This is a genomic window from Streptosporangium sp. NPDC023825 (assembly GCF_040639575.1).
In the GTDB taxonomy this organism is placed as follows: Bacteria; Actinomycetota; Actinomycetes; order Streptosporangiales; family Streptosporangiaceae; genus Streptosporangium.
This window is the reverse complement of record NZ_JBFAAE010000024.1, coordinates 1-22,554: the sequence shown is the minus strand read 5'-3', so window position 1 is coordinate 22,554 and position 22,554 is coordinate 1. Positions and strand designations below refer to the sequence as shown.

Sequence of the window (22,554 nt, the reverse complement as noted above, 5' to 3'; positions counted from 1 at the left end):
CCTGCCCCGCGGGCCGGCGGGCCGGGGGCCGGCCGACCGGGGGTCAGCCGAACAGGCAGTAGGCGGCCGTCGCGTCGTCGTGGATTTTCGTCCGGGGCCAGCGGGAGCCCTCGGGGTCGGTGTGCTCCGCCTCGCGGACCCGGCGGATCAGCTCTCCTGGGCCGGAGCGTTCGAGGGTGTCGAGGGCCTCACGCCAGGTGGCCAGCTCGAACTGGTCGACGAGCCGGGAGGCTCCGTCGCTGAGCAGGGCGGCCGCCCGTACCCGGTGGGCGGGGAGCGTGCCGGTGAGCGACTGCTCGGCGGTGAGCGGGTCGACGGCGGCGATCCAGAAACCGCCCTCGCGGTTGCGGTGGCCCCGCATGGTCTCCACGTACTCCCGATGCGCGGTGACGCGCTCGGAACTTCCGTAGGCGAGGCCGTCCATGGTCGACCGGTGCGCCCTGCCGATCTGATCCACCCGGTCGTCGCAGACGACCGTCGGCTCCGCCTGGCCGGTCACATCCAGGACGAGGACGGAGTCCGCCAGGACGAGGAAGTCCAGGTCGCCCTCCGTACGGCGGACCATGACCACCGTGGCGGACGGCGAGCCGGGATGGGTGAGGTCGCAGACGAAGTCGTGGAGGGAGGCGACGGCCTTTATCCCGTTCGCGAGTATCTCCGTGAGCGTTCCGGTGTCCTGCGTCATGCCCGCGAGGAGGGTCGAGCCCAGGGAACGGACGTACCAGCTGACGCCGTGGTCGCACCCGGACTCCGCCCCCGCCGGGATGCCCGCGCCGTCGAGGAGGACGAAGGCGTCCGGGGTCGCCCCGAAGAAGTCCTCGTTGCCGTCGTTGCCCGCCGTGTTTCCGGCTTTCCCGGCGTTCTCGGCGTTCTCGACATTCTCGGTGTTCCCGGTGTTCCCGGTGTTCCCTGGGTTTCCGGCATTCCCGGTGTCCGCGTTCTGGCTGCCGGGTGCCGCTTCGGTGGCGAAGGTGATGCGCATCGGTTCGGGACTCCTCGTGCTGGACGGGCCCGCGCTGGACGGGCGTGCACGTTTCCCTCACGAGTTCCCCCGTTGGAACGGCGTACTCTCACGCGTTCCCCGCCCGGACATCCCTCGCGGTGTGCCTCCGTGGCGTACCGCCACGACGTCCCCCACGGCGGGCGCACAGGTCCGGGGCCGGGCACCGCCGGTCCGGAAGCGGCCACCGGCGTGGGGGCACCGAGGCGCGGGGACGAGCGGGGGCGCGGCGCCCCGGGACGCGAGGCGAACGGAGCGCCGGGGCGACCGTTCAGGACGATCCCTCGGCAGGCCTGCTCCCCAGGAGGCTCCCTCGGTGAGCCTTTCGGTAAGGGGGCTCCTCGGTAAGAGTCAGTAAGAGGGCTCCGAAATCGACTCGGCTCGATAGACGTCCATCGGCCCCTCGTCGTCCTCGTCCACCCCCACCTTCCTCAGCAGCAAAGTCCGGCTGCCGATTTTCAGGGAACGTTCGCCGTTGATCTCCGTGGACGCGAACACCGTGACCGTGTGATCGTGCATATCGCGCACCTGGTCGTATTCTGGTCCGTCAGGAATGTCTAGCTTGATGCGCCTCATCTGGAATGTCACTCTTCCAGTGTGAAAGCCGCGGCCCCGAAAATCGATCGTGCGCGTGACGATATTTGGCATCGTTTTCGACGGGAAAGGTATGGGTGCCCGGCCTCTTCCGCGGTCCGTGCCTCGCGAGGGCCGTGGTCACCGAGAACACCGTGGGCCACCGGGAGCGTAGGTCGCTAGGGCAGGGGGTCGATCCCGATGTTCTGGTCGTACTGGATGAGCTCCGCCCCGCGATCGGTGAGGATGGGCCAGTGGGTGGCGCGGGCACACCAGACGACGTGTCCGGCCGTGATGTCGCGCGATCCGTCGAGGATCTCCGCGATGTCCCCCACCTTCCCGTGGGTGAAGTCGTCGATCCTCACGCCGGGTGTCGTGACGAGCTCGAACAGCTCCTCCTGGGTCGAGAGCGGGGAGATGGACAGGACGGCCGCGAGGCTGGTGGCCGGGACGCATATCCCGCCGCCGCGGAAGAGACACATGGCGGCGACGCTCCGGGAGTATTCGGTCTTCGCCACCGCGATGTCGACCAGTGCGCTCACGTCGAGCACTCGACCGGGAAGCATGAGTCAGCGCCTCCGGAAACGGCGTATGCCGATCTGGCCCCACTCCGCCTCGGAGAGCTGGTCGACCCCGAGGGAGGCGGCCGCCGTGTCGAGGTCTTCGCGATGCAGGTTCCAGCGGTGCATCAGGGTGATCACGTGGGGTTTGTTGCCGATCTCTCGCTGGACGGCCGCGTGGAGCACGTCGGCGATCCGGTTTCCGGTCAGGCGCGCCTTACGGGAAAGCGCCTCATAATCCGCTTTATCCAGCTCTATGGTGATAGATGTATCGGAAGCTGGCGTGCCGATTGCCTTTTGTCCTTCTCTGAGCTGGAGATGGGCCAGCCACAGCGGAACCGAATCCGACTCTTGTCTGGCGCCATCGTGATCATTCGATGATGGTTTTTCCGATCCTGTGCCGTCTCGCCATGCCGGCATGGAGTGGGCCATGCGTTCGACAGTAGCTGTGAATTGTCGATTATGGCAGCACTTCTGGGCCAAAGGTCATCGCTACAGGAACCCGGGCGGCTGAGTGGCGGGATCGGTGGGAACGGTGGGGTTCGAAGGAACGGCGGGGTTCGAAGGAACGGTGGGCGCCGAGGGGGCGGTGGGCACGGAGGGAGTGATGGAAGGAGTGGGTGTGGGCGCACCGGGGGCGGGGGTGGGGGCGACCGCGCCGCAGAATCCCATGGCCCGCCGTTGCTCGGCTATCTGGTCGACCGGGGCCTGGTAGGTGAGCCGCTCCTCGGGTGAGGGCTCGTACCGCCACGTACCGCCCTCGAAGACGAAGTCGAAGTCCGTCGAGTCGTCGAGCCGGGTCGCCTGGACCCTGGCGATGTCGCCGGTGATCGTGACGCCGGCGATGGTGAGCGGGGAGTTGGGCAGGATCGGGGGGCAGATCTCGAACAGCCTCACATACTCCTCCCGGGCGATCAGCCCCTGCGCCTCGGTGGCCCACAGGTCCCAGAAGTCGCCGTACAACCCGCTGCTGTAGGCGTCGAGCGCCGGTTGGACGGCCTGGCGGACCGAGGTCTCCGAGTGCTCGCCACCGCGCGTCGGAGTCGCCGTGCTCGGCGGTGACGAGGGAGGGTTGAAGACCATGAAGACGGTGACGACGGCCCCGATGGCCACACCGACGGCCATGACGACCATCACGGCCAGCCCTCGCCCCGTCTCGCCCCGCGGCGGCTGGCCGTACTGCGGCGGATAGCCCACGTGCGGTCTCCGGGGGACTGGCGAGAGCGGATGAAAGTGATCATAACGCCCGCGGCTCTCGGCTGACCACGGTCATCGCGCACCTGGAAGGGGAACGACATAATGCGCGCGTGATTCAAACGATCGGCACGGCCGCCGTCGTCTTCGCCGGTACCAACGTGGACGACATCGTCATTCTGACGGTGCTCTTCCTTGCGTCCAGAGCGGGAGGCGTTCCCCGCCCCTGGCAGGTCGTCGTGGGCCAGTACGCGGGCATCGCCGCACTGGTGACCGTCTCGGCGGCGGCGGCGCTCGGCCTCGCGGTGGTGCCGGACCGCTGGGTGGGACTGCTCGGCCTGGTGCCGTTCGGCATGGGGGTGTGGGGGCTGGTCAAGGCATGGAAAGCCTGGAGCGCCGGGAAGGACGGCGACGACGGGGCGCCCCGGATCGCCTCGGGCGTGCTCTCGATCGCGGGGGTGACCATCGCGAACGGGGCCGACAACATCTCCGTCTACACCCCGATGTTCCGCACGATCGGCCCCGCGTCCAGCGCCGTCACGGTGGCCGTGTTCGCGGTGCTCGTCGCGGTCTGGTGCGCGGCTGCCTCCTGGCTCGGCTCGCACAGGAAGGTCGTCGCCCTGGTGGAGCGGGCGGGGGCGTGGCTGGTGCCCGTGGTGTTCATGGTCATCGGCGCCGTCATCGTGGCGGAGTCGATATTTAGATAAATATCGACAAATCGCCCGAATCTAGGGCAAACGTAACGGGGAATTACTTACCATGCGAGACCATTTGCGCTTCTATCGGCATCGATGGTTCAAGGTGTGGATCGCCCTGATCGTTCTGTCCTTCTCGCTCATCGCCATGATGCAGGCGGCCGGTAACCAGGCGCTCCTGCCCGCGGCCTTCTTCTACGGGGCCGCGGCCGGGCCCCTCGCCCTCCTGCTCGCCATCCACGACCGTATCCACGTCGCCACCAGCGTGCCGCCCATGACGCTGATGGGCATGTTCCTGTTCGGCGGAGGCGTCGCCCTCCTGCTCGGCGGCTACTTCGACGCGCTCTTCATCTCCGAGAAGAACAGCACCTCGATCCTGCGGGTCGGCTGGATCGAGGAACCCGCGAAACTCGTCCCGCCCCTCGCGGTCGCGCTCACCGGCCGTCACCTGACCAAGGCCGCGGGGGTCGCGCTCGGCCTGTCCTGCGCGACCGGGTTCGCGATCATGGAGTCGATGGCCTACGCCTGGAAGAGCATCGCCAACCATGACGGCGCCGTGGGCGCGGGTACGGTCCTCCTCCTGCGCGGCCTCAGCACCCCCTTCAGCCACCTCGTCTGGACCGGCCTGGTCTGCGCGGTGGCCTTCGGGGCCTGGCAGGTCAGGGGGCGCGCGGCCGTGACCCTGCCCGTCGTCGCCGCCTTCGTCGCGGCGGCCACGCTCCACTCGCTCAGCGACGGCCTGCTCGTCCTGGACATCCCCGGGCCGGCCAGGCTGCTCTTCCTCGCCGTCGCCGCGGCGAGTTACTGGCTGTTCCACCGGGCCACCCGAGATCTGAAACCGGTGCCGCTCCCGGAGCCGGAGCCGTCCCGGGCCTGACCTTACGGAGCCGGAGCCGGAACCAGAACCGGAACCGGAGCCGTCCCGGGCCTGACCTCCCGGGTGCGCGGGTCGGCCCGAAGCTCGGACACGCCCCTCGCCGTGCGATACCGCGTCGCTGTTCCACGTTCCACGCGGGACATCACAACTGCGCCAGCAGCCGGCGGGGCCCGATGACCTCGGCGCCCAGTTCCGTGACCCGCTCGCGCAGCCCCCGGTCGGCGGTGACGACCAGGACGCGCTCCCAGGGGCGGGCGTCCCGCACGGCCTGGACGACGGCGTCGTCCCCGCTGCCCGGTGCGGCGATCACGGAGACACCGGGCGCGGGAGCGGTGTCGCGGGCGGCGCCCTCGACGACCGCGGCCAGCCGGGGGAACCAGCGGGCCAGCACCGGGGTGCGGTCGGGCGCGGTCAGCCGGCCGTCGGCGGCACGCGCGCCGACCTCGGCGAGCAGCTTGGCCGCCGCCCCCGCGCGGTCCCGCCACCAGCCGTGCTCGGCGCGGGCGCCCACGATGTTGGCGACGTCGAGGACGACGAGGGAGGGGGCGAGCGCGAGGCCGACGACCGGCCAGGTCGCGGCGAAACCGGGGTGGAGGTTCTTGGTGGTGATCTCCTCGGCCGGAACCCAGCGCAGGGCGTCGCTCTCGGTGTTGGCGGGGATCGCGCGCAGCAGCTCGGCGGCCTCGGCGATCACGGTCTCGAAGGACCAGCCGCCGTGGTCGTCGAGGTAGACGCCCTGGACCCGCAGGCCGGTGCCGTCCAGCGCGGCCTCCTCGAAGGCCTCGCGCAGGGCGGTGTCGATCGTGTCCTCGTGGCTGTCGCGGGCACCGCCCGGCAGCCCCCAGGTGCCGCCGTGGTGGCTCCACGCGGAACGTTTCTGCATCAGGACGCGGGGGCCGTCCGCGGCGTCGTGGTGGACGGCGAGCAGGCCGGCCGCGCCGTGCACCCCCCAGTGCCGGTGCCCGAGATCGCACCGAGCCCATCCGTCCCCGTCCCCGGCCGTCATGGACCAATGATGCATCAGGGCACGGCCGCGCACTCCCGCCCCCCGGCCACCGGGGAGACGCGAACGCCGCCCGGTCGTCGGGGGTCTCCTCCTCCGTCCCTGACCACCGGGGAGACGCAAGTGGCGGAGGGGACAGCCGGCCGGCGGAAAAGCATCGATGGCGCCATGTCCTGATCCTGCATACTGGCCATCTCGATCCTCGTCGAAGGACTCCCATGCACCCGAGCGTGTACCCGAGCGCGCTTTTCGCGCCCGTTCGCCTTCCGCGGCCGATCCGCGCGTGCGCGACCGTCGCCCTGGTCGCCTGCGTCCCGCTGCCGATCGTCACGGGCGTGCTCGCCGCCCGGGTCGTCCTGACGATCACCAGGCTTCAGGAGACCGCCCGTGCCGGCCTGCCGGCGGGGGACGGCCCTTGAAGAGGCCCGGGCCGCGGTCCTACCTCGGGCTCACCGCTCTCGTCGTGCGTGACTACGACGAGGCCATCGGCTTCTACCTCCACGTCCTCGGCTTCGAGCTTCTGGAGGACACGCCGCTGGGCGGCGGGAAGCGCTGGGTGACCGTCCGCCCCCGCGGCGCCCGGGAGACGGCTCTGCTCCTCGCCCGCGCCGACGGTCCCGAGCAGGAGGCCCGGATCGGGGACCAGACCGGCGGCAGGGTCGGCCTGTTCCTGTACACGGACGACTTCGCCCGCGACTACGAGCGGCTGCTGTCTGCGGGCGTCGTCTTCGAGGAGGCCCCGCGCAGCGAGCCCTACGACCGGGTCGTCGTCTTCCGGGACCTGTACGGCAACCGCTGGGACCTGCTCCAGCCCGCCGACGTCTCACCGGCGTACGGCTGAGCCGGGCCCCTGCCGACGCCCCCTCGGGCAACGGCCCGGGGCCACCGGGCGAGCGCTTCCCCCGGGCTCAGTTCCCGCCTTTGGAGAAGTGCTGGTAGTCCTTGATGCCGGACCAGTAGCCGCCCCACTCCCAGCCTCTCTGCTGGAAGGCCTTGACCACGCGGTCGCCCGGGTTGATCACTCCGGGAGCCCGGACGGGGCGCTTGAAGAACTTGCGGGCGTTCTTGTGGGACCCCGTGCCGTTGGCGTATATGTACGGGTTCTCGCGCGGGTTGATGTCGACGGCCAGGCCGTAGGCGTGCCTGGACCAGCTGCTCGACCCCTCCGCGGGGCGGCAGTTGAAGGCCGAGGTGTTGTCGTCGTCGATCGAGGCGAAGTCGTCGGCCTTGTAGACGTCGACGAGCCGCATCTTGTAGATGGGCCAGCGCCAGTCGTACAGGCGGCGGAAGACGGCGACGATGTCGTCGGTCGCGGCCTTGTTCACGACCAGCTCGCCGGTGTGGGGCTTGTCGTCGAAGCCCCAGTAGGTCATCGTGATCAGCCGCAGGTCGCTCACCGGGACCGGGCATCCGGGCCGCCACGAGTACTTGAGCCGTTCACGGGGGATGCGGGAGACCTCCGCGGAGAACGCCGGCGGGCCCGTCGGGGTCGGCGACGCGGTGGGTGGCGCGGTGGTGGACGGGCCGGGCGTCGGTGTCACGGGCGGATCCGGGGCGGCCGCACCGGTGGCGGACGAGGACGCCGAGATCGGCGCCGAGGTGGCCGGAGGCGCGGCCGGGGTGGGCTGGGAGGCGGCCGTGCCACACGAGGCCGCCGCCAGGCAGCCGACGGCCGTCGCGAGCACAGCCCGCGTGCGGATCATGAATCTGGAATCTGACACGGCCGCCCCTCAGAAAAACGGACAAAAGCGACAAAAAGCTATTGTAGGTGACCGGCTATCCGAGGTGAGAGGCGGACGCCGCGGCGATCCACTCGTGGGCGATCACGGATTCCGGTGGCCAGGGCGTGCCGTTGACCACAGCCACCAGCTCCCAGTATCGCCCGGCGCGCGGGTCGTGTTCCGCGTAGTCCCGTACGACCGACTCCGGGGTTCGCCTCTGCGCTCCGGCCAGGATCGCGACGAGCTCGGCCACGACGGGCGCGGCGGCCTCCGACTCCGGGGCCACCCCGTCCCGCGCCGCGGCCAGGGCCGTCTTCGTGACCAGGGTGTTGGCCTCGTGCCAGGCCGCCACGTCGATCCCGTCGGCGTTCTCCCAGAAGTCGCCGCCCATCTCGCGCAGGGCGGCGCGGAAACCGTCGTCGGCGAGCAGTTCGGTCAGCTCCAGCCAGGCGTCGAGCTGTTCGATGCCCGGCTCGTCGGGCAGGTCGGGCGCCATGGCCTCGCGCAGGCTGCCGAGCCACTCCTGCCTGGCGGCGTTCTCGCCGGCGACCTCGTCGACGAACTCGTTCACCAGCGCCGCCGTCTCCGCCGCGCCGAGCCGCCCGAGGGCGTTGAGCCGGCGCAGGTCGTCGTCGGTGGGTTCGTCCCGCTCCAGGGTGACCCTGAGCACCGCCCGGGTCCGCTGCAGCGCCCTGATCTGCGTCTCCACCGTACGGAGGTGCAGGGAGAGCACCTCGCCCAGGTCGCGGTCGCCGAGCGACCTGATGGTCGCCAGGTCCACGCCGATCTCGCGCAGCGTCCTGACGAGCTCCAGCCGCCCGCGGTCCTCGTCGCCGTAGAGGCGGTAACCGCTCCGGGTGCGGCCGCGCTCGGGGAGCACCCCGATGTCGGAGTAGAAGCGGATCGTCTTCACCGGCAGCCCGGAGAGCCTGGCGAGCTGTCCGATCGTGTAGCTCATGGCCTCGATTATTCCGTTGAGTCTCCAGTTACGGGAGACTTTAGCTTGGCGGGCATGTCGAAGAAGAAGGTCAGCCGGACCGCGAAACTGCAGCTCCAGGCCGGTGAGGCCGGTCCCGCCGCCGTGGGCAAGGACCTGGGCCCGCTGGGCCTGAACCTCATGGAGTTCTGCCGCCGGTACAACGCGGCCACCCAGGACCGGCGGGGGTTCGTCGTCCCCGTCGTCGTCACCGTGTTCGAGGACCGCTCGTTCGAACTGGCGATCAAGATGCCCACCACGGCCTCGCTGATCCGCCGGGTCATCGGCCTGGACGGGGGCAGTCCCCGCCCCGGACACCAGGCGGCGGGCGTGATCACCCGCGCGCAGCTGAGGGAGGTCGCCAGGACCAAGCTGCCCGACCTCAACACCGCCGACCTGGACCAGGCGGAGAAGATCGTCGCCGGCACCGCGCGTTCGATGGGGCTCACCGTCCGGGACTGAGCCGCCCGCACACGCCGCCGGGTCCACAGGTGCCGTCACCTTCGAACGGCTCGCACGCGCCCGTGCCTGCGTCTCGTCCCCACACGCCCTCAGACGTCCCCGTCGCCGTCCCCCGTGCGTCCCTGCCCGTCCCTCGTGCGTCCCTTGTGCGTCCCTGCCCGTCCCCGTGAGTCACTCGCACGGCTCTGTGCGGCTACGGTCCGGTTCGCGACGGCTCGGCGTGGGGGCGCACATTCCTTGGGAAGGCTTTTCATCGAAACGTATCGCGCCTGTGTTCGAACCCGCGCTACAGTCATGGGCACGGGATCGAACACGGGTTCGGGCTGACGTTCCTGCAGGTGAAGGGGTGTGCCATGGCGATGCTCGCGGTGCCGCCGACGGCGCACCCCCCGCTTCCCCGGTCGCCGGTGGAGCGCGGCGCGACACGCCGTAGCACTTTCTACGGAATTCTAAGCCGACCGCTATATCCCGTCATAAAGTCCGAGAGCGTGGACCCCGTGCGCAATCCCTACGCTCCCGGTGCCGGACAGCGCCCCCCCGAGCTCGCCGGTCGCGACCGCGAGCTACAGCAGTTCGAGATCGTTCTGGAACGGGTGGCCCGAGGCCGCCCCGAGCGCAGCATGGTGGTCACCGGGCTGCGCGGCGTGGGCAAGACCGTTCTGCTCAACACCTTCAAGTCGATGGCCATGCAGCGGCTGTGGGGCACCGGCAAGATCGAGGCCAGGCCCGACCAGTCGATCCGGCGCCCGGTGGCCGCCGCCCTGCACATGGCGGTCAGGGAGCTGGCCCCGAGACATCGGGCGCCCGAGCGCATCGAGGAGTTCCTCGGCGTGCTCAAGGCGTTCGCGATGCGCGACCCGTCCGCGGCCAAGGGCACCTCGCACTGGTCGCCCGCGATCGACGTGCCCGCGGGGCGGGGGCGCGCCGACTCCGGAGACCTGGAGATCGACCTCACCGAGCTGTTCGTCGACGCCGCCGCGGTCGCCACCGACCTGGGCGTCGGCATCGCGCTGTTCATCGACGAGATGCAGGACGTGCAGGCCCCCGACGTCTCGGCGCTCTGCGCGGCCTGCCACGAGCTCTCCCAGAGCGGTGGCCCGCTGATCGTGGTCGGCGCGGGGCTGCCGCACCTGCCCAGCGTGCTGTCGGCCAGCAAGAGCTACTCCGAGCGGCTCTTCCGCTACGCCAGGATCGACCGTCTCGACCGCGAGGCGGCCGACCTGGCGCTCATCGCCCCGGCCGAGAGCGAGGGCGTGGAGTTCACCCAGGACGCCCTCGACGCCCTCTACGTGGCCGCCGACGGCTACCCCTACTTCGTCCAGGCGTACGGCAAGGTCGCCTGGGACCTGGCGCTGCGCAGCCCGATCACCGCCGACGACATCAGGGTCTCCGCGCCGGAGGCCGAGGAGGAACTCGCGGTCGGCTTCTTCGGCAGCCGCTACGAGCGGGCCACCCCCGCCGAGCGTGACTACATGCACGCCATGGCCGCCATCGGCGACGAGCCCGTCGCCACCGCCGAGGTGGCCGAGGGGCTCGGCCGCAAACCGTCGAGTCTCTCCCCGGCTCGCGACAGCCTCATCAAGAAGGGCCTGATCTACAGCGCGGAACGCGGGCTGATCGCGTTCACCGTGCCGCACTTCGGAAAGTTCCTGCGGTCACAACCGGTCTGACTGAACATTTGTTCGATATGATGTGAGGGAGACCCTAGCCCTCTATATGGCTCTCTAGTGGGGAAGCTAGAGAGCCATATAGAGCTCAATCATGCTGCCCTAGGAAAATCTAGGGTTCTCTAGTGTCCAGCCGATATCGGCAGAGATTCCGGCAGAGTTCCGGTCTTCACCGGCTGCCCGTCAGAGCCGACCATGGCGACCCGCACCGTCGGGTGCCGCCCGCTCAGATAGATCGCGAAGACCACGTCGACGGGGTCGCCCGCGTGGCTGTTGCCCGGATAGACGAAGAACCGCCAGCACAGCTCCCGCCAGCTGTCGACCGGATCCTTGCTCGACAGCACTTCCTCGTGCGAGCGCCAGACCGCGCTCGACCGCAGCCGCCCGAGCGCGGCGGCCGGGTCGAGGCGGCGCTGCTCGCAGGGTGCCCGGTAGCGAAGCCTGGCGACCGTCTCCTCGATCTCCGGCGAGAGCGCGGCGAGCACCAGCAGTCCCGCCAGCACGGCCGGCGCGTGCGCCCACGTCAGGTCCGCCATCGCCGCCCAGCCGGGTATCTCCGGCGTCCAGACCAGTCCCAGGGACATGGCCGTCAGCACCATGGTGCGTCCCAGCGACCGCCGTCCCACCGGGAGCGCGCTCACCTCGCCGAAGCAGCCGCAGCCCACGTCCGGGCGGCGGCGCCGCAGCTCCCACAGGACGTAGGTGGAGACCGCGAAGAACCCGGAGATCCCCCACCGGAAGGACGGGTGGCCGGTCAGCAACAGCCCGCTCACCAGGAACAGTTCTCCGAGCGCGCAGCCCAGCATCGCGGGCGCGCGCCAGTGCTCGGGCACCAGCACGGCCGGTCCCAGCCTGCTCAGCGTGCCCGGTTCGGCCTCGCGCGCGACCGTCCAGATCTTCGCGACCGTACCCGCGGCCAGCAGCAGGAACACGACCGGCAACTGCGCGGCGGCGATCGTCGTCAGCATCTGTGTCACCCCATTCCAAGCCGGGCGTTGAAGCACCCGGTGGTCAGGTCTCCGCCGAGTTCCACGAAGGAGCTCGGGGACAGTTCCAGGATCCGGCCGCGCGGCGAGGTGCCGCACTCCAGGCACCGGTCGCAGAACCGGCCGGCCAGGCAGCCGCACGCCACGATCGGCAGGACCGAGGTGCGTCCGGCGCACACGTTGCGCACGTTGAGCATCGATCCCAGCGCCAGGTAGGGCAGGCCGGCGCAGGACACCCCGGTGTCGTCGCACGCCGTGTCGGCCCGCTCCAGCATGGGGTAGGCCACCCCCTGCTCCCCGTCGTCGAAGGTGTCCGACCAGGTGGCCGTGCCCGAGATCCGCGACTGCACGCCGACGTAGCCGGGGGGCGGTGGCGGCACGGCCGTCCACCGGTAGGGCGGCTGCGAGGTCGCGGGCAGCCGCGCCAGTGCCGTGCCGTCCTCACGGACCCCGATGGCGTCGAACAGGTAACCGGGTTCGAACTGAGGGTGCCTGACCCGCAGCCGCCCGGAGGACCGGTAGGGGATGACGATCGTGCGCCGCCCGCGGTGCGGCCCGCAGTACAGCTCCACGGTGTGGTCCTTGCCCTCGGAACCGATCGACTGGATCACTCCGGTGATCCTGGTGATGTCCGCCCAGATCCGGTCCGCGACCCGGCCGGCCCGTAACGCCTTGATGATCACATTGGATCCGGGGGAGAGGTTGGCGGGGCTGACGGCCTCCCCACGCCAGGCGGTCGCCCACGGTGCGATGACGAGCCGCTCCTCGTCGCCGTCCGGAGTGTCGATGACGATCAGGTGCGGGCTGACGTCGAGGATCGTGCCGCTGACCGCGTGGAAGAGCTCGCCTTCCGCGGGGAGGGGACCGGGCTCCTGGACGGTCCGGCCAAGCGCGGCGGCCGCCAGCGTACGGCGGCGATCGGCGCTGCGATAGGGCATCGTCGCTCCCCAGTTCTGCAAGGTGTCGCAGCCAGCGTCACACGCTTCGCGGAATCCCGCTGTCCGCTCCGCCAATAATCACGGCAGGTGTCCAACCGGGTACTAAAGTTCCCCTCCCTGGTAGAACGCATTGGTGTCCGCCCGATGACAAACCGCTATCTAAGGCTTCTTGTAGGCTCCATCGCCCATCGAATCTGATCTTTACCGTTGATGGGATGAAATATAGATTTCGGTTCAGCCGCAGTATGGGTTCTGGCTGCGATTCTGGCCACCATACGCACCTGGAGCACAGGCTGGTGATCGCGGTGGCCGGCGGGACCGACGAGGAGTTCCGCGAGTATGTCGTTGCTCGCGGCCCGGCGCTGCTGCGTGCCGCCCACCGGCTCACCGGGCACCCGAGCGACGCCGAGGACCTGTTGCAGGCGGCGCTGGTGAAGACCTACCTCGCCTGGGATCGCATCCAGGACCGCACCGCCCTGGACGGCTACGTGCGCCGGGCGATGGTCAACATCAACATCTCCTGGTGGCGGCGGCGCAAGCTGGAGGAGTATCCGTCGAGCGAGCTCCCCGAGCCGGTCGTCGCGAGCGCCCAGCACCTGCCCGAGCGCGTCGAGCAGGCCCTCGACCGGTTGCCCACCCGGATGCGGACCGCCGTCGTCCTGCGCTACTACGAGGACATGACCGAGCCGGAGATCGCCAAGGCCCTGGGCATCAGCGTCGGGACGGTCAAGAGCACGGTCTCCCGGGGGATGGCCAAGCTCCGGGGTGACCTCACCTCCGAACCGCGGCATCTGGAACCGCAGATCTGAGGCGGCCGGCACGCTCCCCGCCCGCCACCGATCTCTTATGGACGTCTCTTATGGACGCGTCCATCGATCCCCTGTGGACGCCTCACGCGGATATGGATGCTTCACTCGGACGGGCTGAGCGCGGTCCCCTCCGCCTCGGGCCGGCGGTCCTCCGCTCCCGCGGTGGCGCACGGTCGTACGGCGTCGCGGATGGTCCTCAGGGCGTCGAGGAAGGTGTCGAGCTCCGTGGGGGTGAGAAGCCCGGTGAACCAGGTGTCGATGTCGATCAGGTGTTGCGGGAGAACGCCGCCCAACCGGTCGGCGCCCGCCTCGGTGATGGCCGCGTAGGAGGCCCGCCGGTCGCTGGAGCACGCCTGCCTCGTGACCAGTCCCTCGCGCTCCAGCCGGTCGACGACCCGGGTCGTCCCGCTCGTGGACAACCCCGTCTGTGCCGCCAGGTCGCTCATGCGCAGCCGCCGCTGTGGCGAGCGCGCCAGCCTGATCAACGTCTCGAAGTCGATCTCTGAGAGCTTCGCGGCGACGAAGGACTCATGCGTCTTCGCTGAGATGCCGGTGTAGACCTCGGCAAGGAGGCCCATCGCCGTCAGCCGGGAGTCGTCGAAGTGGTTCACGCTCACCACTCTACCGGACAGTAGTTGACGAGAGGAATATTCCTCCTGTAGAAATCTGTTGTCGCAAGCATCCACCCAGTAAGCATCTCTTCGGGAGCAGAAAAATGACCACTCGGACCTGGGAGAACCTTCAGATCCCCGCCCCGGGCACCTACGCTCTGGACGTCGCCCACACCCAGATCGGCTTCGTCGTCAAGCACATGATGGTGAGCAAGGTTCGCGGTCAGTTCAACGAGTTCGCCGGCTCGGTCACCATCGCCGAGAACCCCCTGGACTCCTCCGCGGAGCTCTCGATCAAGACCATCAGCATCACCACCGGCGCTCCCGACCGTGACAACCACCTGCGCAGCGACGACTTCCTCTCCGTCGACAAGTTCCCGGAGCTGACCTTCCGCAGCACCCGCGTCCTCGGTCACTCCGGTGACGAGTTCACCCTTGTCGGCGACCTCACCATCCGCGACGTCACCAAGCAGGTCGAGCTCACCGTCGAGTACGGCGGCGCCGGCACCAACCCGTGGGGCCAGGACGTCTGGGGCTTCTCGATCAAGACCGAGATCGACCGCGAGGAGTTCGGCCTGACCTGGAACCAGGCGCTGGAGACCGGCGGCGTCCTGGTCGGCAAGAAGATCAAGATTGAGATCGAGGGCGAGGCCAACCCGGCCGCCTGATCTCCGTGGCCACCCGAGGCCTCTCCCGTCCCGGCAGGCGGTGAGAGGCCTCAATGGTGTTCACTTGCTGAGATGTAGCGTCTCGCGAACTGGGAATCCACAGGATTTCCACCGTGCTCAGCTGGGGACTCCTCAGTTTGTCCACAGGGGCGGGAAGAGTTATCCACCACTTGTGGATAACTCTCCCCCAACTCTTGCCCGAGACGCGATCGTCAACCACTTTGCCGCCTTGCCTGATGGCCGGTACTCTGTGCTGAGCCGAACGGCAACCAGGAGGCTTCGCCTAGTCAGGTCTATGGCGCCGCACTGCTAATGCGGTTTGGGTTTACCGCCCATCCGGGGTTCAAATCCCCGAGCCTCCGCAGATCAGAGGCCCTCTCCCGCGATACGGGGAGAGGGCCTTTTTGATCTCTGAACCCTGTCAGGGTTGCAGTTTGGGTTGCAGTTCTCACGCGTCGCCCCAGAGGGCGGCTCCCATACGGGTGCTCGCGTCCTGCATCAACGCGCCGGCCACGTGGGTGTAGCGCTCGGTGGTGGTCACCCGCGCGTGGCCGAGGATCTCCTGTACGACGCGGATATGCACACCTTGTTCCACAAGGAGTGTTCCGGCCGTGTGACGAGCGTCGTGGAGTCGTGCGTCACGAACGCCCGCCCGCTTCAGGAGCGCTTTCCACGCCTTGTAGTCCTCGCTCCGTTCCATCGGTTTGCCGTGCCGGGTGGTGAACACGAGATCATGTTCTTCCCACAGATCTCCCGCCTTTTCCCGTTCGGCCGCCTGTGCGTCGCGATGAGCCCGCAGGAAAGGCAGCAATTCGGGGGGACATTGAAGGGTGAGCTTGCTCCGGCCCTTGCGCTGACGAAAGATCATGCCGCCACCCGTGCGCTTGGGGCAGCGATCGGCGTGACCGGTGCAGTCCTTCGGACATGTGCGCTTCGGGCAGACGTGACCGTGCCTCTTGCATGCCTTGGCGCAGTCCGACCGGTGCTTGTGCTCGGTGCACCTCTTCTTGCACGGCCAGCGATGCCACTCCTTGCCGCACTCGTGGGGGTTGTCGCAGCCGTGTTCCCATGGCTTGCGCTGTACCTGATACCACGCCTTGATCACACCGGTTTCCAGGTCGACGAACGACCACCGCAGTCCGAGCGCCTCCCCCTGGCGGATCCCGAGCGACAGCGCGACCGACCACCTCGCCGCGTTGCGCCTGGTCTTGGCGGCTTCCAGTACCTTGCGCGCCTCATTACGGGTCAGCGGCTCAAGGTCAGGATCGTTGGCCACCGGTGCGTCGATCAGCGTTGCGACGTTCTTGGCCACCTTGTTCCGGCGAATCGCGATCTTGAGCGCGCGGGAGAGAATGCGATGGATCTTGAGCACTGTGCTGGGCGATAGCCCGCTTTCCAGCATGGTCGAATACGCCTGGTCGAGGTGCTCAGGCGTGAGCTTGTCGAGTCGGTGACGGCCGAGCAGCGGCTTGATCCAGTGCTCTGTCTTGGACCGGTAGTCATCGAGCGTCCGGGGAGCCATCGTGCCCGAGGCGACGAGCCGTGCACAGATCACGTCGAGATATTCGGCCATCCACTCGGCGAGGGTAGGCGCCTTGCCCGGCTTGCTGACCTGGCCCGCCTCACGCTCCTTTTCCAGCTTGGCAACGCGGGCGGTCACCTCGGCTTGGGTCTTGCCCTTACGGTGCCGGCGATCGGGTGAACCGTCCGGCTTGACCCCGACAGTGACCCACCCGTGCCACTTGCCGTCCTTGCCGAGGTAGATGGAAGAACGGCCGTTGGGCTTCCTGGTCGCCATCACGCCGCCTCGTCATGTGAGAGACCTGCTTTGGCCTCCAGGGCACGCGCGAACTCGTGAAGCGCCCACCGGGGGACCAGTCGATATCCCTCGTCCTTGATCGACTTCAGTTCGCCGGACTTGATCAGTCGAAAGACAGCCGTACGGCTCATGCCGAGCATCACGGCGGCATCCTTGGGCCGGTAGAACAGTGGTTCCATGTCAGGCCGCCTCTCCGATTGCCGAAAGACCCTCGATTGGTCGTCCGTCTGCTCTGGCTTGGAGTTCGATCAGGCGTGCGCGGGTGCGCTGACGGTTGGCGACCTCGCGCAGCAGCCGTTTGGCCAGCGGGGTGCGGTTGGGATCCTTGGAGGAGACCGGCCGCCAGACGTAGCGGTGTGGGTCGGTCACGGTGTCGTCGGGCAGGCCGAGCATGTCGAGCACCCAGGCCCGACGATCGGCCTTGTGTTCGCGCAGGGTCTTGTTCGACCACTTGCGGGAGACCAGGATGCGACGGCCCGCGTAGCCCAGGTGTTCGGCCTTGTGTGCCTTGCCGCGGCATCGGCCCGGCAGCATGCCCGCCCTGGCGCCCTTGGGCTGGATTCCGTAGCGGAGCCAGTTCGCGCATGCCGGGGAGCAGGGTTCGTAGCGCAGTGCTTCGACCATGCGGGTGGCGTGGTCATGACGAGCCTGGTTGGCGACGTCGTCGGGGTCGAGGGGGTCGCCGAGGTTCTTGGTCAGGTACTTGGACAGGTAGATGAGGCACTGGTCGGCATCCGGCGATCCGGCCAGGACGCCCTGAACATCGGCTTGAGCGCCGAAGCGGACCACGTGCAGCGGTTCGGCCGCCTCGTCGGCATCGAGCTGGTCGAGTGCCTCGTTCCAGGTGGGCAGCACTTCACCGGTGATCGGGTCGAGGTAGTCGCCGGCCTGCCCGTCGGGGTAGGGCTCAGCGCGTTCGGCCCGTTGCGCCCAGATGGGCAGGTGGTCATCGTCAAAGCGGATCTCGTCGACGGATGGCCACCACACTTGGTGGTAGGTGGCGGCGGCGATCGCTTTGACCTCTGCACGCGGCATGGTCCCGCGGATCGCCATGTGCAGATGAGGGGTGAGCCGCTTCTGTGGTTCGACGGAGGCGAAGTACTGCACGTCGTAGCCCGCCACGCGCCGGAGGTTCTGCACGAACCGGTCGACGAGCTTGGAGAAGTGCAGCGCGTCGCGTGCTGCTGCCGCGTAGTCGTAGGTGGCCGGGTTGACCGGGACGCCGTTGTGCACGCGCCCGTAGGAGGGAAGTGTCAGGGTGATGAATAGGGATGGCCGGTAGACCTTGCCGTCGGAGGCGATGAAGGTTCGTCCGAGGGTGGTGTTCTGCTTGGCCCGCTTGGGCAGGTCCGGCGCATCCTGACGCCGCCTCGTCGAGCGGGAACGCTTCGGGGTTGCCCGGCCGCCCAGGACGTTGCCGCGCATCCCAGCGGCGTTGATCTCCGCATCGATCCCGGCAATCGCCTCGTCCCAATCAAGCGTGTCCTCCCCGTCCCTCTCGGCCTCGTCCCGCTTGGCTTGCACGTCGGCCCGGAACTCGATCAGCCATTTCTGGTCGTCGGTGGAGGGGTGAGGTTCGGCGACGGGTTCGGCCTCCAGGTGCCAGCCCTCGCGGCACTGGGCTTTACGCAGCTGCTTGTTGCGCGTGGCACACGGTGGGCACTTGGCTTCCTGGGTGGCGCCGCAGGGGATGTTGAACGACTCGGTCATACCGGTGTGGGTGTCTAGGCGCCGCAGCTCGATCGGGCGGATACAGACGCCGTTGTTCTTGGCGACCTCCACCGCGACGTCCAGGGCGAAGGGCAGGGTGTCGCGGATGAGGCGGGGCAAGGTGCGGTTGGAACCGTCCGGCGAGGGGGCGGATGGGGAGGTGGGGGCGTCGGTCACATGTCCTCCTCTCGGGCGAGCACGTCGGCGGTGAAGCGGTAGGAAGCGCTGTAGGGGTCACGGCGCAGCCGGATGTTCACCAGGTCAGAGAGCACCAGCTCAAAGAGCGGCGGGGAGTCGGACAGAGGGCTGAGGAGGCGGAAGGGGATGGTGTCGATCTCGGCGAGGGTGCCCTGAATGATGATCTTCACTGGGTTGCCTCCTCGGCGAAGTCGGCGACCATGGCGCGAATGTCGGTGTCGGAGACGTAGCCGGCACGGGCGCGAATCGGGTCGGGTGAGGTCTCCAGGCGGACGTAGCCGATGCCCGCCCCCTGCTCGGGAACCGGCGAGATGTGATCGGCCAGTGCCCCGCGGTCGCGTGCGCCGTCGCCGAGGACCATGTCCACCTGCTCGGACTCATCCAGGCGAAGGGCGATCTTGTCGGGGAACAGGTTGCGGACGTTCATGACCTCCTTGCGCGGGTCCTGGAGCGCGGCCATCACGCCGAACCCGACCGCGCGGCCCTGGGTGGTGAGCGTCGCCAGCGCAGCCGAGATACGCAGCTTGAGGCCCTTGTCAGATTGGTAGGCAGTCAGGAACGCCACCTCGTCGACCACCACCAGGACGAACGGATCCTCAACGGTGGGGGTGTGGGAGCGCTGGAGGCCGGCGAATCGATCAGCCCGCTCCTGCATGACAGCCACCGCCGCTTCCAGCAGATCAGCACATGCCGCAGGACTCGCGGCGTAGCGGTCACCGAACAGGGCGCGTCCGAAGGACAGTTCCATCCGCTTGGGATCCAGCGCCCCCACCTGAACCAGGCCCACCCGCACCGCAGGCAGCAGACCACGGATGGTGGACCAGATGATGGAGCCCTTGCCCGCTCCGGTGGCGCCGGCCACCAGGACATGGGTGCCGTGGACCTTGAGCCGCCATGGAGTGCCGTCCTCACACCGGCCGATCTCGACCGGCCCGACCGACGCCACCTCAGGGATGGGCAGGGCGGGTAAGGGAATGGCCAGCGGGTCACGCCGGGGAAAGGCCAATAGCAACCGGCCCGACCGGGCCACCGTCACCCGGCACGAGGTGGCACCGAATCCGTGAGCGAGGTGCTCGATGCGGTCGGTCCAGTCCTTGACCGACTGGCCGCTGATCATCTTCACCGTGACCAGGTCCGCCCACGAGGTGCAGGTGACGCGCACGATGCGAGGCAGGTAGTCCCGGCCGCGCAGGTTCCGGCCGAGACCGGAGACGATCATCACCGGTTGCCAGTGCCGCCGATACACCCACACCAGCCGCCACCAGGCCAGCAGCCGCCAGCCCAGCCAGCGGTTGAACGAGGCCCGATCGAAGAACGGCCACGGCGCCAGCAGCGAGAGCGGAACGGCGACGACGACCACGGCGAGCCGCCAGCCGTACAAGACACCGAGCACCGCGGGAACGGCGAGCACGGCCACCGCGATCGGATGACGCCAGACGAGCCGAACGATTCCGGCCAGCAGCCGCCACAAGAAGATCGTGATGGTGAAGATGGCCGGGGTACGCACCACGGCCGGGCGGAACACCACAGCGGTATCGGGGGTCGTGGTGACGAGGGTACGCGCCTCGTCACCGGGCAGTTTTTTGAACATTAGGCTTGAGCCCTCTCTTGATTCGCGTCTGGGGAGAACCGAGGGGCCGCCGGAAGTTGCACCTTCCAGCGGCCCCGCTTACGTGTCAGGCCGCCTTGCCCTGCTCGGAGGCGTCGACCTGGTCGGGGTGGGTGGACTGGTCGGTGTGCAGGCGCTCGCAGTCGGCCAGGTAGCGCGCGGCGACGTCGGCGATCTGCCGGGCGAGCATCACGTCTTGTTCGGTGACCGGTCCGCCGCCGGTGGTGGAGACGATCACCTGTGCTTCACGGGAGGACAGGTGCAGGAACGGCCGTCCGCCATCGGCGACCAGCGCCATGACCGACAGGTGCGGGGTGCGGAACGAGGTGTCGAGCCGGGTGCCGTCTTCGTCGAGGGTCACCACGGCGCGGGTGTAGGGCAGGTGCTCTCTCACGCGGCCACGTCCTTACCGGCCGTCGCAGCCGAAGCCTTGGCCGGAGTCGCCGCGGTGCGGGGAGGGCGCATCGCGGTGGCGCGGATGGACCAGGCCAGGCGTCCGGTGTTCTGATTGACGTAGGCGGTGGCGGTCATGCCGTCGAACTCCACCGGCACGAACGGCAGGCCCGGCAGCGCGGCCGGAACGGTCGGCTGGATGGGGGAGAGGATCTTGACCGAGACCGTCTTCTGGCCGGCCTTGACGGTGGGGTCGGCGTCCATGACCGCGACCTGCCAGACCAGTTCTCCGGTGTTCTTGTCCTTGGCGTAGACGGTGCGGCCCTTGGACGAGGCGTCGAAGTCCTTGACCTGCTCGACCTCGCCGACGATGAAGCAGCCGTGCGGGAAGACCTGTCCGAAGTGGACGGGGATGGGGCCTTGGATAGCCATAAAGCAACAACTCCTCTTCTTGATTGCTCAGCCTGCTTGACTGACCAAGTTGCTTCTACATTAAGCACGAAGCCCGCTTGGTTAGTCAAGTGCACCAAGCGGGCTTCGTGAGGAAAGTTGGGTTACCGGATCGGGTAGGCGTCTTCCAGCTCGTGAAGATCACCGGGAAGTACGGTCTCCACCACCACCCACGGCTTGCCCGTCGCATCACAGGCGACGGCGTACACGGCCAGCAGCGCGGCCGAGGGCTTCACGCCCAGGAGCTTGCGTTCCTCTGCGGTGGGGTTGCGCGCGGTGATGTGCTCGATGACGTGATCCAGCGAGACGCCGGCCGCACTCTCCACGTAGCGCCGGATGCCTTGGCGCAGATCGGCCGACTCCGCCAGGGCCGTACCTTCGGCGACATCGGCCGGAACCCAGGTGGCGGAAATCTCGGTAGGTTCGCCGTCGCGCTCCACCAGGATCTTGCGCAGTACAACCGTGGACTTCTGCTCCAGGCCGAGGTAGGCGGCGATGCGGTTGGTAGCCTCCACCGGTCCGGCCGCCAGCAGCTTGCTCGCGGCCTGGGTCTCTGTCCGGTCGAGGAGTTCGCGGCCCGTGCGCGCCTTCTGGTCTTTGGGGATCGCCGGGCGACCGCGTACGAAACGGCCCTTGCCTTGTTGGGTGACGATCCATCCCTGATCGCGCAGGACGCCGAGAGCCTTGACCACGGTGGGCCGTGCCATGCCGAACTCCGCCATGAGCGTGTGTTCGCTGGGCAGCAGCGAGCCCGCCGCATACTCGCCGGAGTCGATGCGCCGTTCAAGCTCGGCGATCAACTGCGCGTATTTGGGAGGCGTGTACTCAAACGACATTAGAGCCTCACATTCAACATGCTTGTCTAGCCAAGCAGGCTATCAGCGCATGTCGATGATGCGAAGCCCTTCGATCGACAGGAAGTTCTCACCCCGTGACGCGACGACACGACCAACCGAGGCCCGCCGTGTCGCCGCGTCCGCCTATCGGGCCTCCCCGGAGAGCAACGCCCTCCATATATCGCTGGCCTGCCGGATCGGCCATCGATAGGTCTCGTGTACTTCCGGACTGCCTTCCCGCTGGAGCGTGCGCCGGATGAAGCCCTGTCCTCCGGCCTGGCAAAGCTCGTACAAGGTGGCTCGGCATCGGCAGGTCCAGGTGATCACTCGCAGGCGCGCCGTCCCTCGGTCAGGGGTCAGCCAGACCAGCCGTGTGTGGCCGCCTTGGGGGGTGGACACGTGGGGACTCAAGCAGCCCGTCAGCTCGATCATTGCGGAGCGCACCCGTTCGGGCCGGGAACCGGAACCGGCCCCCGCTCGCGAAGCTCAACGCAACGACTCGCCACCCGGCGGGCAGCCGTCACCGGATCAGTTGCGGGGCAGAAGGCGTAGCGCCGAAGGCGAGGCCGGCCTGCCTTCTGCCCGGCCCACCAGCGGAACACCTGGCCATCGGTCCATACGACCAGCCCGAACCAGACCGACACCAGCGCCAGCCCGTACCCGTCGTGCACATCCGAGGCGATGTTCAACGCGGCCAACTCATCATGCAGTCGGCGCGCGGCCCGTACCGGGGTAATGGCTTTCTGCCGGCTGATGGCCGGAATCTCATTTCCGCTCATCAGGCCGCCACCTCGCCAGA

28 protein-coding genes and 1 tRNA gene are annotated in these 22,554 nt (G+C 68.5%); 9 read left to right on the top strand and 20 right to left on the bottom strand.

The window, feature by feature from the left end:
* Positions 1 to 43 precede the first annotated feature (43 nt).
* The 5 genes from AB0G15_RS21580 to AB0G15_RS21560 form a co-directional block, all read right to left on the bottom strand.
* Positions 44 to 982, bottom strand: a complete 939-nt coding sequence (locus AB0G15_RS21580) for a protein phosphatase 2C domain-containing protein (protein ID WP_362842411.1) — start codon at positions 980 to 982, stop codon at positions 44 to 46.
* Positions 983 to 1,351: 369 nt separating this feature from the next.
* Entirely contained in the window at positions 1,352 to 1,588 is a 237-nt protein-coding gene (locus AB0G15_RS21575) for a hypothetical protein (protein WP_362842408.1), read from the bottom strand.
* Between the two features lie 164 nt (positions 1,589 to 1,752).
* Positions 1,753 to 2,139 carry a hypothetical protein gene (locus AB0G15_RS21570; RefSeq protein ID WP_362688638.1) on the bottom strand — a complete coding sequence of 129 codons (387 nt, stop codon included), beginning with the start codon at positions 2,137 to 2,139 and terminating at the stop codon, positions 1,753 to 1,755.
* Between the two features lie 3 nt (positions 2,140 to 2,142).
* Positions 2,143 to 2,565: a hypothetical protein gene (locus AB0G15_RS21565; protein ID WP_362842406.1), complete on the bottom strand. Its 423-nt coding sequence runs from the start codon at positions 2,563 to 2,565 to the stop codon at positions 2,143 to 2,145.
* A 60-nt stretch (positions 2,566 to 2,625) separates the two neighbouring features.
* Positions 2,626 to 3,330, bottom strand: coding sequence for a hypothetical protein (locus AB0G15_RS21560; protein WP_362842403.1), 705 nt, complete (start codon positions 3,328 to 3,330; stop codon positions 2,626 to 2,628).
* Positions 3,331 to 3,440: 110 nt separating this feature from the next.
* Between AB0G15_RS21560 and AB0G15_RS21555 the strand changes: the two genes are divergently transcribed.
* Positions 3,441 to 4,034 carry a cadmium resistance transporter gene (locus tag AB0G15_RS21555; protein WP_362842400.1) on the top strand — a complete coding sequence of 198 codons (594 nt, stop codon included), beginning with the start codon at positions 3,441 to 3,443 and terminating at the stop codon, positions 4,032 to 4,034.
* Positions 4,035 to 4,086: 52 nt separating this feature from the next.
* The gene (locus tag AB0G15_RS21550; RefSeq protein WP_362842398.1) at positions 4,087 to 4,899 is read left to right on the top strand and encodes a PrsW family glutamic-type intramembrane protease; all 813 of its coding nucleotides are present in this window, start codon (positions 4,087 to 4,089) and stop codon (positions 4,897 to 4,899) included.
* 142 nt (positions 4,900 to 5,041) lie between these two features.
* Here AB0G15_RS21550 and AB0G15_RS21545 read toward each other — a convergent pair whose 3' ends face one another.
* The gene (locus AB0G15_RS21545) at positions 5,042 to 5,905 is read right to left on the bottom strand and encodes an NUDIX domain-containing protein (protein WP_362842396.1); all 864 of its coding nucleotides are present in this window, start codon (positions 5,903 to 5,905) and stop codon (positions 5,042 to 5,044) included.
* 215 nt (positions 5,906 to 6,120) lie between these two features.
* On the opposite strand from AB0G15_RS21545, the gene AB0G15_RS21540 reads away from it, so the two are divergent.
* A complete protein-coding gene (locus tag AB0G15_RS21540; protein ID WP_362842393.1) occupies positions 6,121 to 6,321 on the top strand; it encodes a hypothetical protein in 201 nt (66 codons plus the stop codon).
* Positions 6,318 to 6,743, top strand: coding sequence for a VOC family protein (locus AB0G15_RS21535; RefSeq protein WP_362842390.1), 426 nt, complete (start codon positions 6,318 to 6,320; stop codon positions 6,741 to 6,743). Before AB0G15_RS21540 ends, AB0G15_RS21535 begins: the two co-directional genes overlap by 4 nt.
* 67 nt (positions 6,744 to 6,810) lie before the next feature.
* Here AB0G15_RS21535 and AB0G15_RS21530 read toward each other — a convergent pair whose 3' ends face one another.
* Both AB0G15_RS21530 and AB0G15_RS21525 read right to left on the bottom strand, forming a co-directional pair.
* Positions 6,811 to 7,605 (bottom strand): M15 family metallopeptidase, encoded by a 795-nt coding sequence (locus tag AB0G15_RS21530; RefSeq protein WP_362842387.1) that lies wholly within the window; start codon positions 7,603 to 7,605, stop codon positions 6,811 to 6,813.
* A gap of 73 nt (positions 7,606 to 7,678) precedes the next feature.
* On the bottom strand, positions 7,679 to 8,581 hold the full coding sequence (locus tag AB0G15_RS21525) for a MerR family transcriptional regulator (RefSeq protein WP_362842384.1): 903 nt from the start codon (positions 8,579 to 8,581) through the stop codon (positions 7,679 to 7,681).
* A gap of 54 nt (positions 8,582 to 8,635) precedes the next feature.
* On the opposite strand from AB0G15_RS21525, the gene rplK reads away from it, so the two are divergent.
* Positions 8,636 to 9,061, top strand: coding sequence for a 50S ribosomal protein L11 (gene rplK, locus AB0G15_RS21520; RefSeq protein WP_362842381.1), 426 nt, complete (start codon positions 8,636 to 8,638; stop codon positions 9,059 to 9,061).
* A gap of 488 nt (positions 9,062 to 9,549) precedes the next feature.
* A complete protein-coding gene (locus tag AB0G15_RS21515) occupies positions 9,550 to 10,731 on the top strand; it encodes an ATP-binding protein (protein WP_344749614.1) in 1,182 nt (393 codons plus the stop codon).
* Positions 10,732 to 10,850: 119 nt separating this feature from the next.
* Here the strand turns inward: AB0G15_RS21515 and AB0G15_RS21510 are convergent, their stop codons facing one another.
* Positions 10,851 to 11,696, bottom strand: a complete 846-nt coding sequence (locus AB0G15_RS21510) for a MauE/DoxX family redox-associated membrane protein (protein WP_362842378.1) — start codon at positions 11,694 to 11,696, stop codon at positions 10,851 to 10,853.
* Positions 11,697 to 11,701: 5 nt separating this feature from the next.
* A complete protein-coding gene (locus AB0G15_RS21505) occupies positions 11,702 to 12,652 on the bottom strand; it encodes a hypothetical protein (RefSeq protein ID WP_362842376.1) in 951 nt (316 codons plus the stop codon).
* Between the two features lie 305 nt (positions 12,653 to 12,957).
* Between AB0G15_RS21505 and AB0G15_RS21500 the strand changes: the two genes are divergently transcribed.
* Complete coding sequence (locus AB0G15_RS21500) at positions 12,958 to 13,461, top strand: SigE family RNA polymerase sigma factor (protein ID WP_362688768.1); 504 nt, start codon at positions 12,958 to 12,960, stop codon at positions 13,459 to 13,461.
* Between the two features lie 101 nt (positions 13,462 to 13,562).
* Here the strand turns inward: AB0G15_RS21500 and AB0G15_RS21495 are convergent, their stop codons facing one another.
* Positions 13,563 to 14,072 carry a MarR family transcriptional regulator gene (locus AB0G15_RS21495; RefSeq protein WP_362842373.1) on the bottom strand — a complete coding sequence of 170 codons (510 nt, stop codon included), beginning with the start codon at positions 14,070 to 14,072 and terminating at the stop codon, positions 13,563 to 13,565.
* Positions 14,073 to 14,176: 104 nt separating this feature from the next.
* Here AB0G15_RS21495 and AB0G15_RS21490 point away from each other — a divergent pair, with 104 nt between their 5' ends.
* Both AB0G15_RS21490 and AB0G15_RS21485 read left to right on the top strand, forming a co-directional pair.
* A complete protein-coding gene (locus tag AB0G15_RS21490) occupies positions 14,177 to 14,740 on the top strand; it encodes a YceI family protein (RefSeq protein WP_362842370.1) in 564 nt (187 codons plus the stop codon).
* A gap of 272 nt (positions 14,741 to 15,012) precedes the next feature.
* A tRNA-Ser gene (locus AB0G15_RS21485) sits at positions 15,013 to 15,102 on the top strand.
* Positions 15,103 to 15,188: 86 nt separating this feature from the next.
* On the opposite strand, the gene AB0G15_RS21480 is transcribed toward AB0G15_RS21485, so the two are convergent.
* From AB0G15_RS21480 to AB0G15_RS21440, 9 genes are all read right to left on the bottom strand, one after another.
* Positions 15,189 to 16,538 (bottom strand): tyrosine-type recombinase/integrase, encoded by a 1,350-nt coding sequence (locus AB0G15_RS21480; RefSeq protein ID WP_362842367.1) that lies wholly within the window; start codon positions 16,536 to 16,538, stop codon positions 15,189 to 15,191.
* Positions 16,538 to 16,738 carry a helix-turn-helix domain-containing protein gene (locus AB0G15_RS21475; protein ID WP_362842364.1) on the bottom strand — a complete coding sequence of 67 codons (201 nt, stop codon included), beginning with the start codon at positions 16,736 to 16,738 and terminating at the stop codon, positions 16,538 to 16,540. Before AB0G15_RS21475 ends, AB0G15_RS21480 begins: the two co-directional genes overlap by 1 nt.
* Before the next feature lies 1 nt (position 16,739).
* Positions 16,740 to 18,446, bottom strand: a complete 1,707-nt coding sequence (locus AB0G15_RS21470; RefSeq protein WP_362842361.1) for a replication initiator — start codon at positions 18,444 to 18,446, stop codon at positions 16,740 to 16,742.
* Positions 18,443 to 18,637: a hypothetical protein gene (locus tag AB0G15_RS21465; RefSeq protein ID WP_362842358.1), complete on the bottom strand. Its 195-nt coding sequence runs from the start codon at positions 18,635 to 18,637 to the stop codon at positions 18,443 to 18,445. The genes AB0G15_RS21470 and AB0G15_RS21465 overlap by 4 nt, the downstream gene beginning before the upstream one ends.
* On the bottom strand, positions 18,634 to 20,058 hold the full coding sequence (locus AB0G15_RS21460; protein ID WP_362842355.1) for an FtsK/SpoIIIE domain-containing protein: 1,425 nt from the start codon (positions 20,056 to 20,058) through the stop codon (positions 18,634 to 18,636). Before AB0G15_RS21460 ends, AB0G15_RS21465 begins: the two co-directional genes overlap by 4 nt.
* An 85-nt stretch (positions 20,059 to 20,143) precedes the next feature.
* A complete protein-coding gene (locus AB0G15_RS21455) occupies positions 20,144 to 20,470 on the bottom strand; it encodes a hypothetical protein (protein WP_362842352.1) in 327 nt (108 codons plus the stop codon).
* Positions 20,467 to 20,901: a plasmid replication, integration and excision activator gene (locus tag AB0G15_RS21450; protein WP_362842349.1), complete on the bottom strand. Its 435-nt coding sequence runs from the start codon at positions 20,899 to 20,901 to the stop codon at positions 20,467 to 20,469. Before AB0G15_RS21450 ends, AB0G15_RS21455 begins: the two co-directional genes overlap by 4 nt.
* A 122-nt stretch (positions 20,902 to 21,023) precedes the next feature.
* Positions 21,024 to 21,755: a GntR family transcriptional regulator gene (locus AB0G15_RS21445; RefSeq protein WP_362842346.1), complete on the bottom strand. Its 732-nt coding sequence runs from the start codon at positions 21,753 to 21,755 to the stop codon at positions 21,024 to 21,026.
* Between the two features lie 428 nt (positions 21,756 to 22,183).
* The coding region (locus AB0G15_RS21440) for a hypothetical protein (RefSeq protein WP_362842343.1) at positions 22,184 to 22,554 on the bottom strand (371 nt) is incomplete at its 5' end.

What these genes read in the sequence shown, in the direction of transcription:
- AB0G15_RS21580 (WP_362842411.1), bottom strand. Translation starts at nt 982, where the DNA reads ATGCGCATCACCTTCGCCACCGAAGCGGCACCCGGCAGCCAGAACGCG.
- AB0G15_RS21570 (WP_362688638.1), bottom strand. Translation starts at nt 2,139, where the DNA reads ATGCTTCCCGGTCGAGTGCTCGACGTGAGCGCACTGGTCGACATCGCG.
- AB0G15_RS21565 (WP_362842406.1), bottom strand. Translation starts at nt 2,565, where the DNA reads ATGGCCCACTCCATGCCGGCATGGCGAGACGGCACAGGATCGGAAAAA.
- AB0G15_RS21550 (WP_362842398.1), top strand. Translation starts at nt 4,087, where the DNA reads ATGCGAGACCATTTGCGCTTCTATCGGCATCGATGGTTCAAGGTGTGG.
- AB0G15_RS21545 (WP_362842396.1), bottom strand. Translation starts at nt 5,905, where the DNA reads ATGACGGCCGGGGACGGGGACGGATGGGCTCGGTGCGATCTCGGGCAC.
- AB0G15_RS21540 (WP_362842393.1), top strand. Translation starts at nt 6,121, where the DNA reads ATGCACCCGAGCGTGTACCCGAGCGCGCTTTTCGCGCCCGTTCGCCTT.
- AB0G15_RS21530 (WP_362842387.1), bottom strand. Translation starts at nt 7,605, where the DNA reads ATGATCCGCACGCGGGCTGTGCTCGCGACGGCCGTCGGCTGCCTGGCG.
- AB0G15_RS21525 (WP_362842384.1), bottom strand. Translation starts at nt 8,581, where the DNA reads ATGAGCTACACGATCGGACAGCTCGCCAGGCTCTCCGGGCTGCCGGTG.
- rplK (WP_362842381.1), top strand. Translation starts at nt 8,636, where the DNA reads ATGTCGAAGAAGAAGGTCAGCCGGACCGCGAAACTGCAGCTCCAGGCC.
- AB0G15_RS21510 (WP_362842378.1), bottom strand. Translation starts at nt 11,696, where the DNA reads ATGCTGACGACGATCGCCGCCGCGCAGTTGCCGGTCGTGTTCCTGCTG.
- AB0G15_RS21505 (WP_362842376.1), bottom strand. Translation starts at nt 12,652, where the DNA reads ATGCCCTATCGCAGCGCCGATCGCCGCCGTACGCTGGCGGCCGCCGCG.
- AB0G15_RS21490 (WP_362842370.1), top strand. Translation starts at nt 14,177, where the DNA reads ATGACCACTCGGACCTGGGAGAACCTTCAGATCCCCGCCCCGGGCACC.
- AB0G15_RS21480 (WP_362842367.1), bottom strand. Translation starts at nt 16,538, where the DNA reads ATGGCGACCAGGAAGCCCAACGGCCGTTCTTCCATCTACCTCGGCAAG.
- AB0G15_RS21475 (WP_362842364.1), bottom strand. Translation starts at nt 16,738, where the DNA reads ATGGAACCACTGTTCTACCGGCCCAAGGATGCCGCCGTGATGCTCGGC.
- AB0G15_RS21460 (WP_362842355.1), bottom strand. Translation starts at nt 20,058, where the DNA reads ATGTTCAAAAAACTGCCCGGTGACGAGGCGCGTACCCTCGTCACCACG.
- AB0G15_RS21450 (WP_362842349.1), bottom strand. Translation starts at nt 20,901, where the DNA reads ATGGCTATCCAAGGCCCCATCCCCGTCCACTTCGGACAGGTCTTCCCG.
- AB0G15_RS21445 (WP_362842346.1), bottom strand. Translation starts at nt 21,755, where the DNA reads ATGTCGTTTGAGTACACGCCTCCCAAATACGCGCAGTTGATCGCCGAG.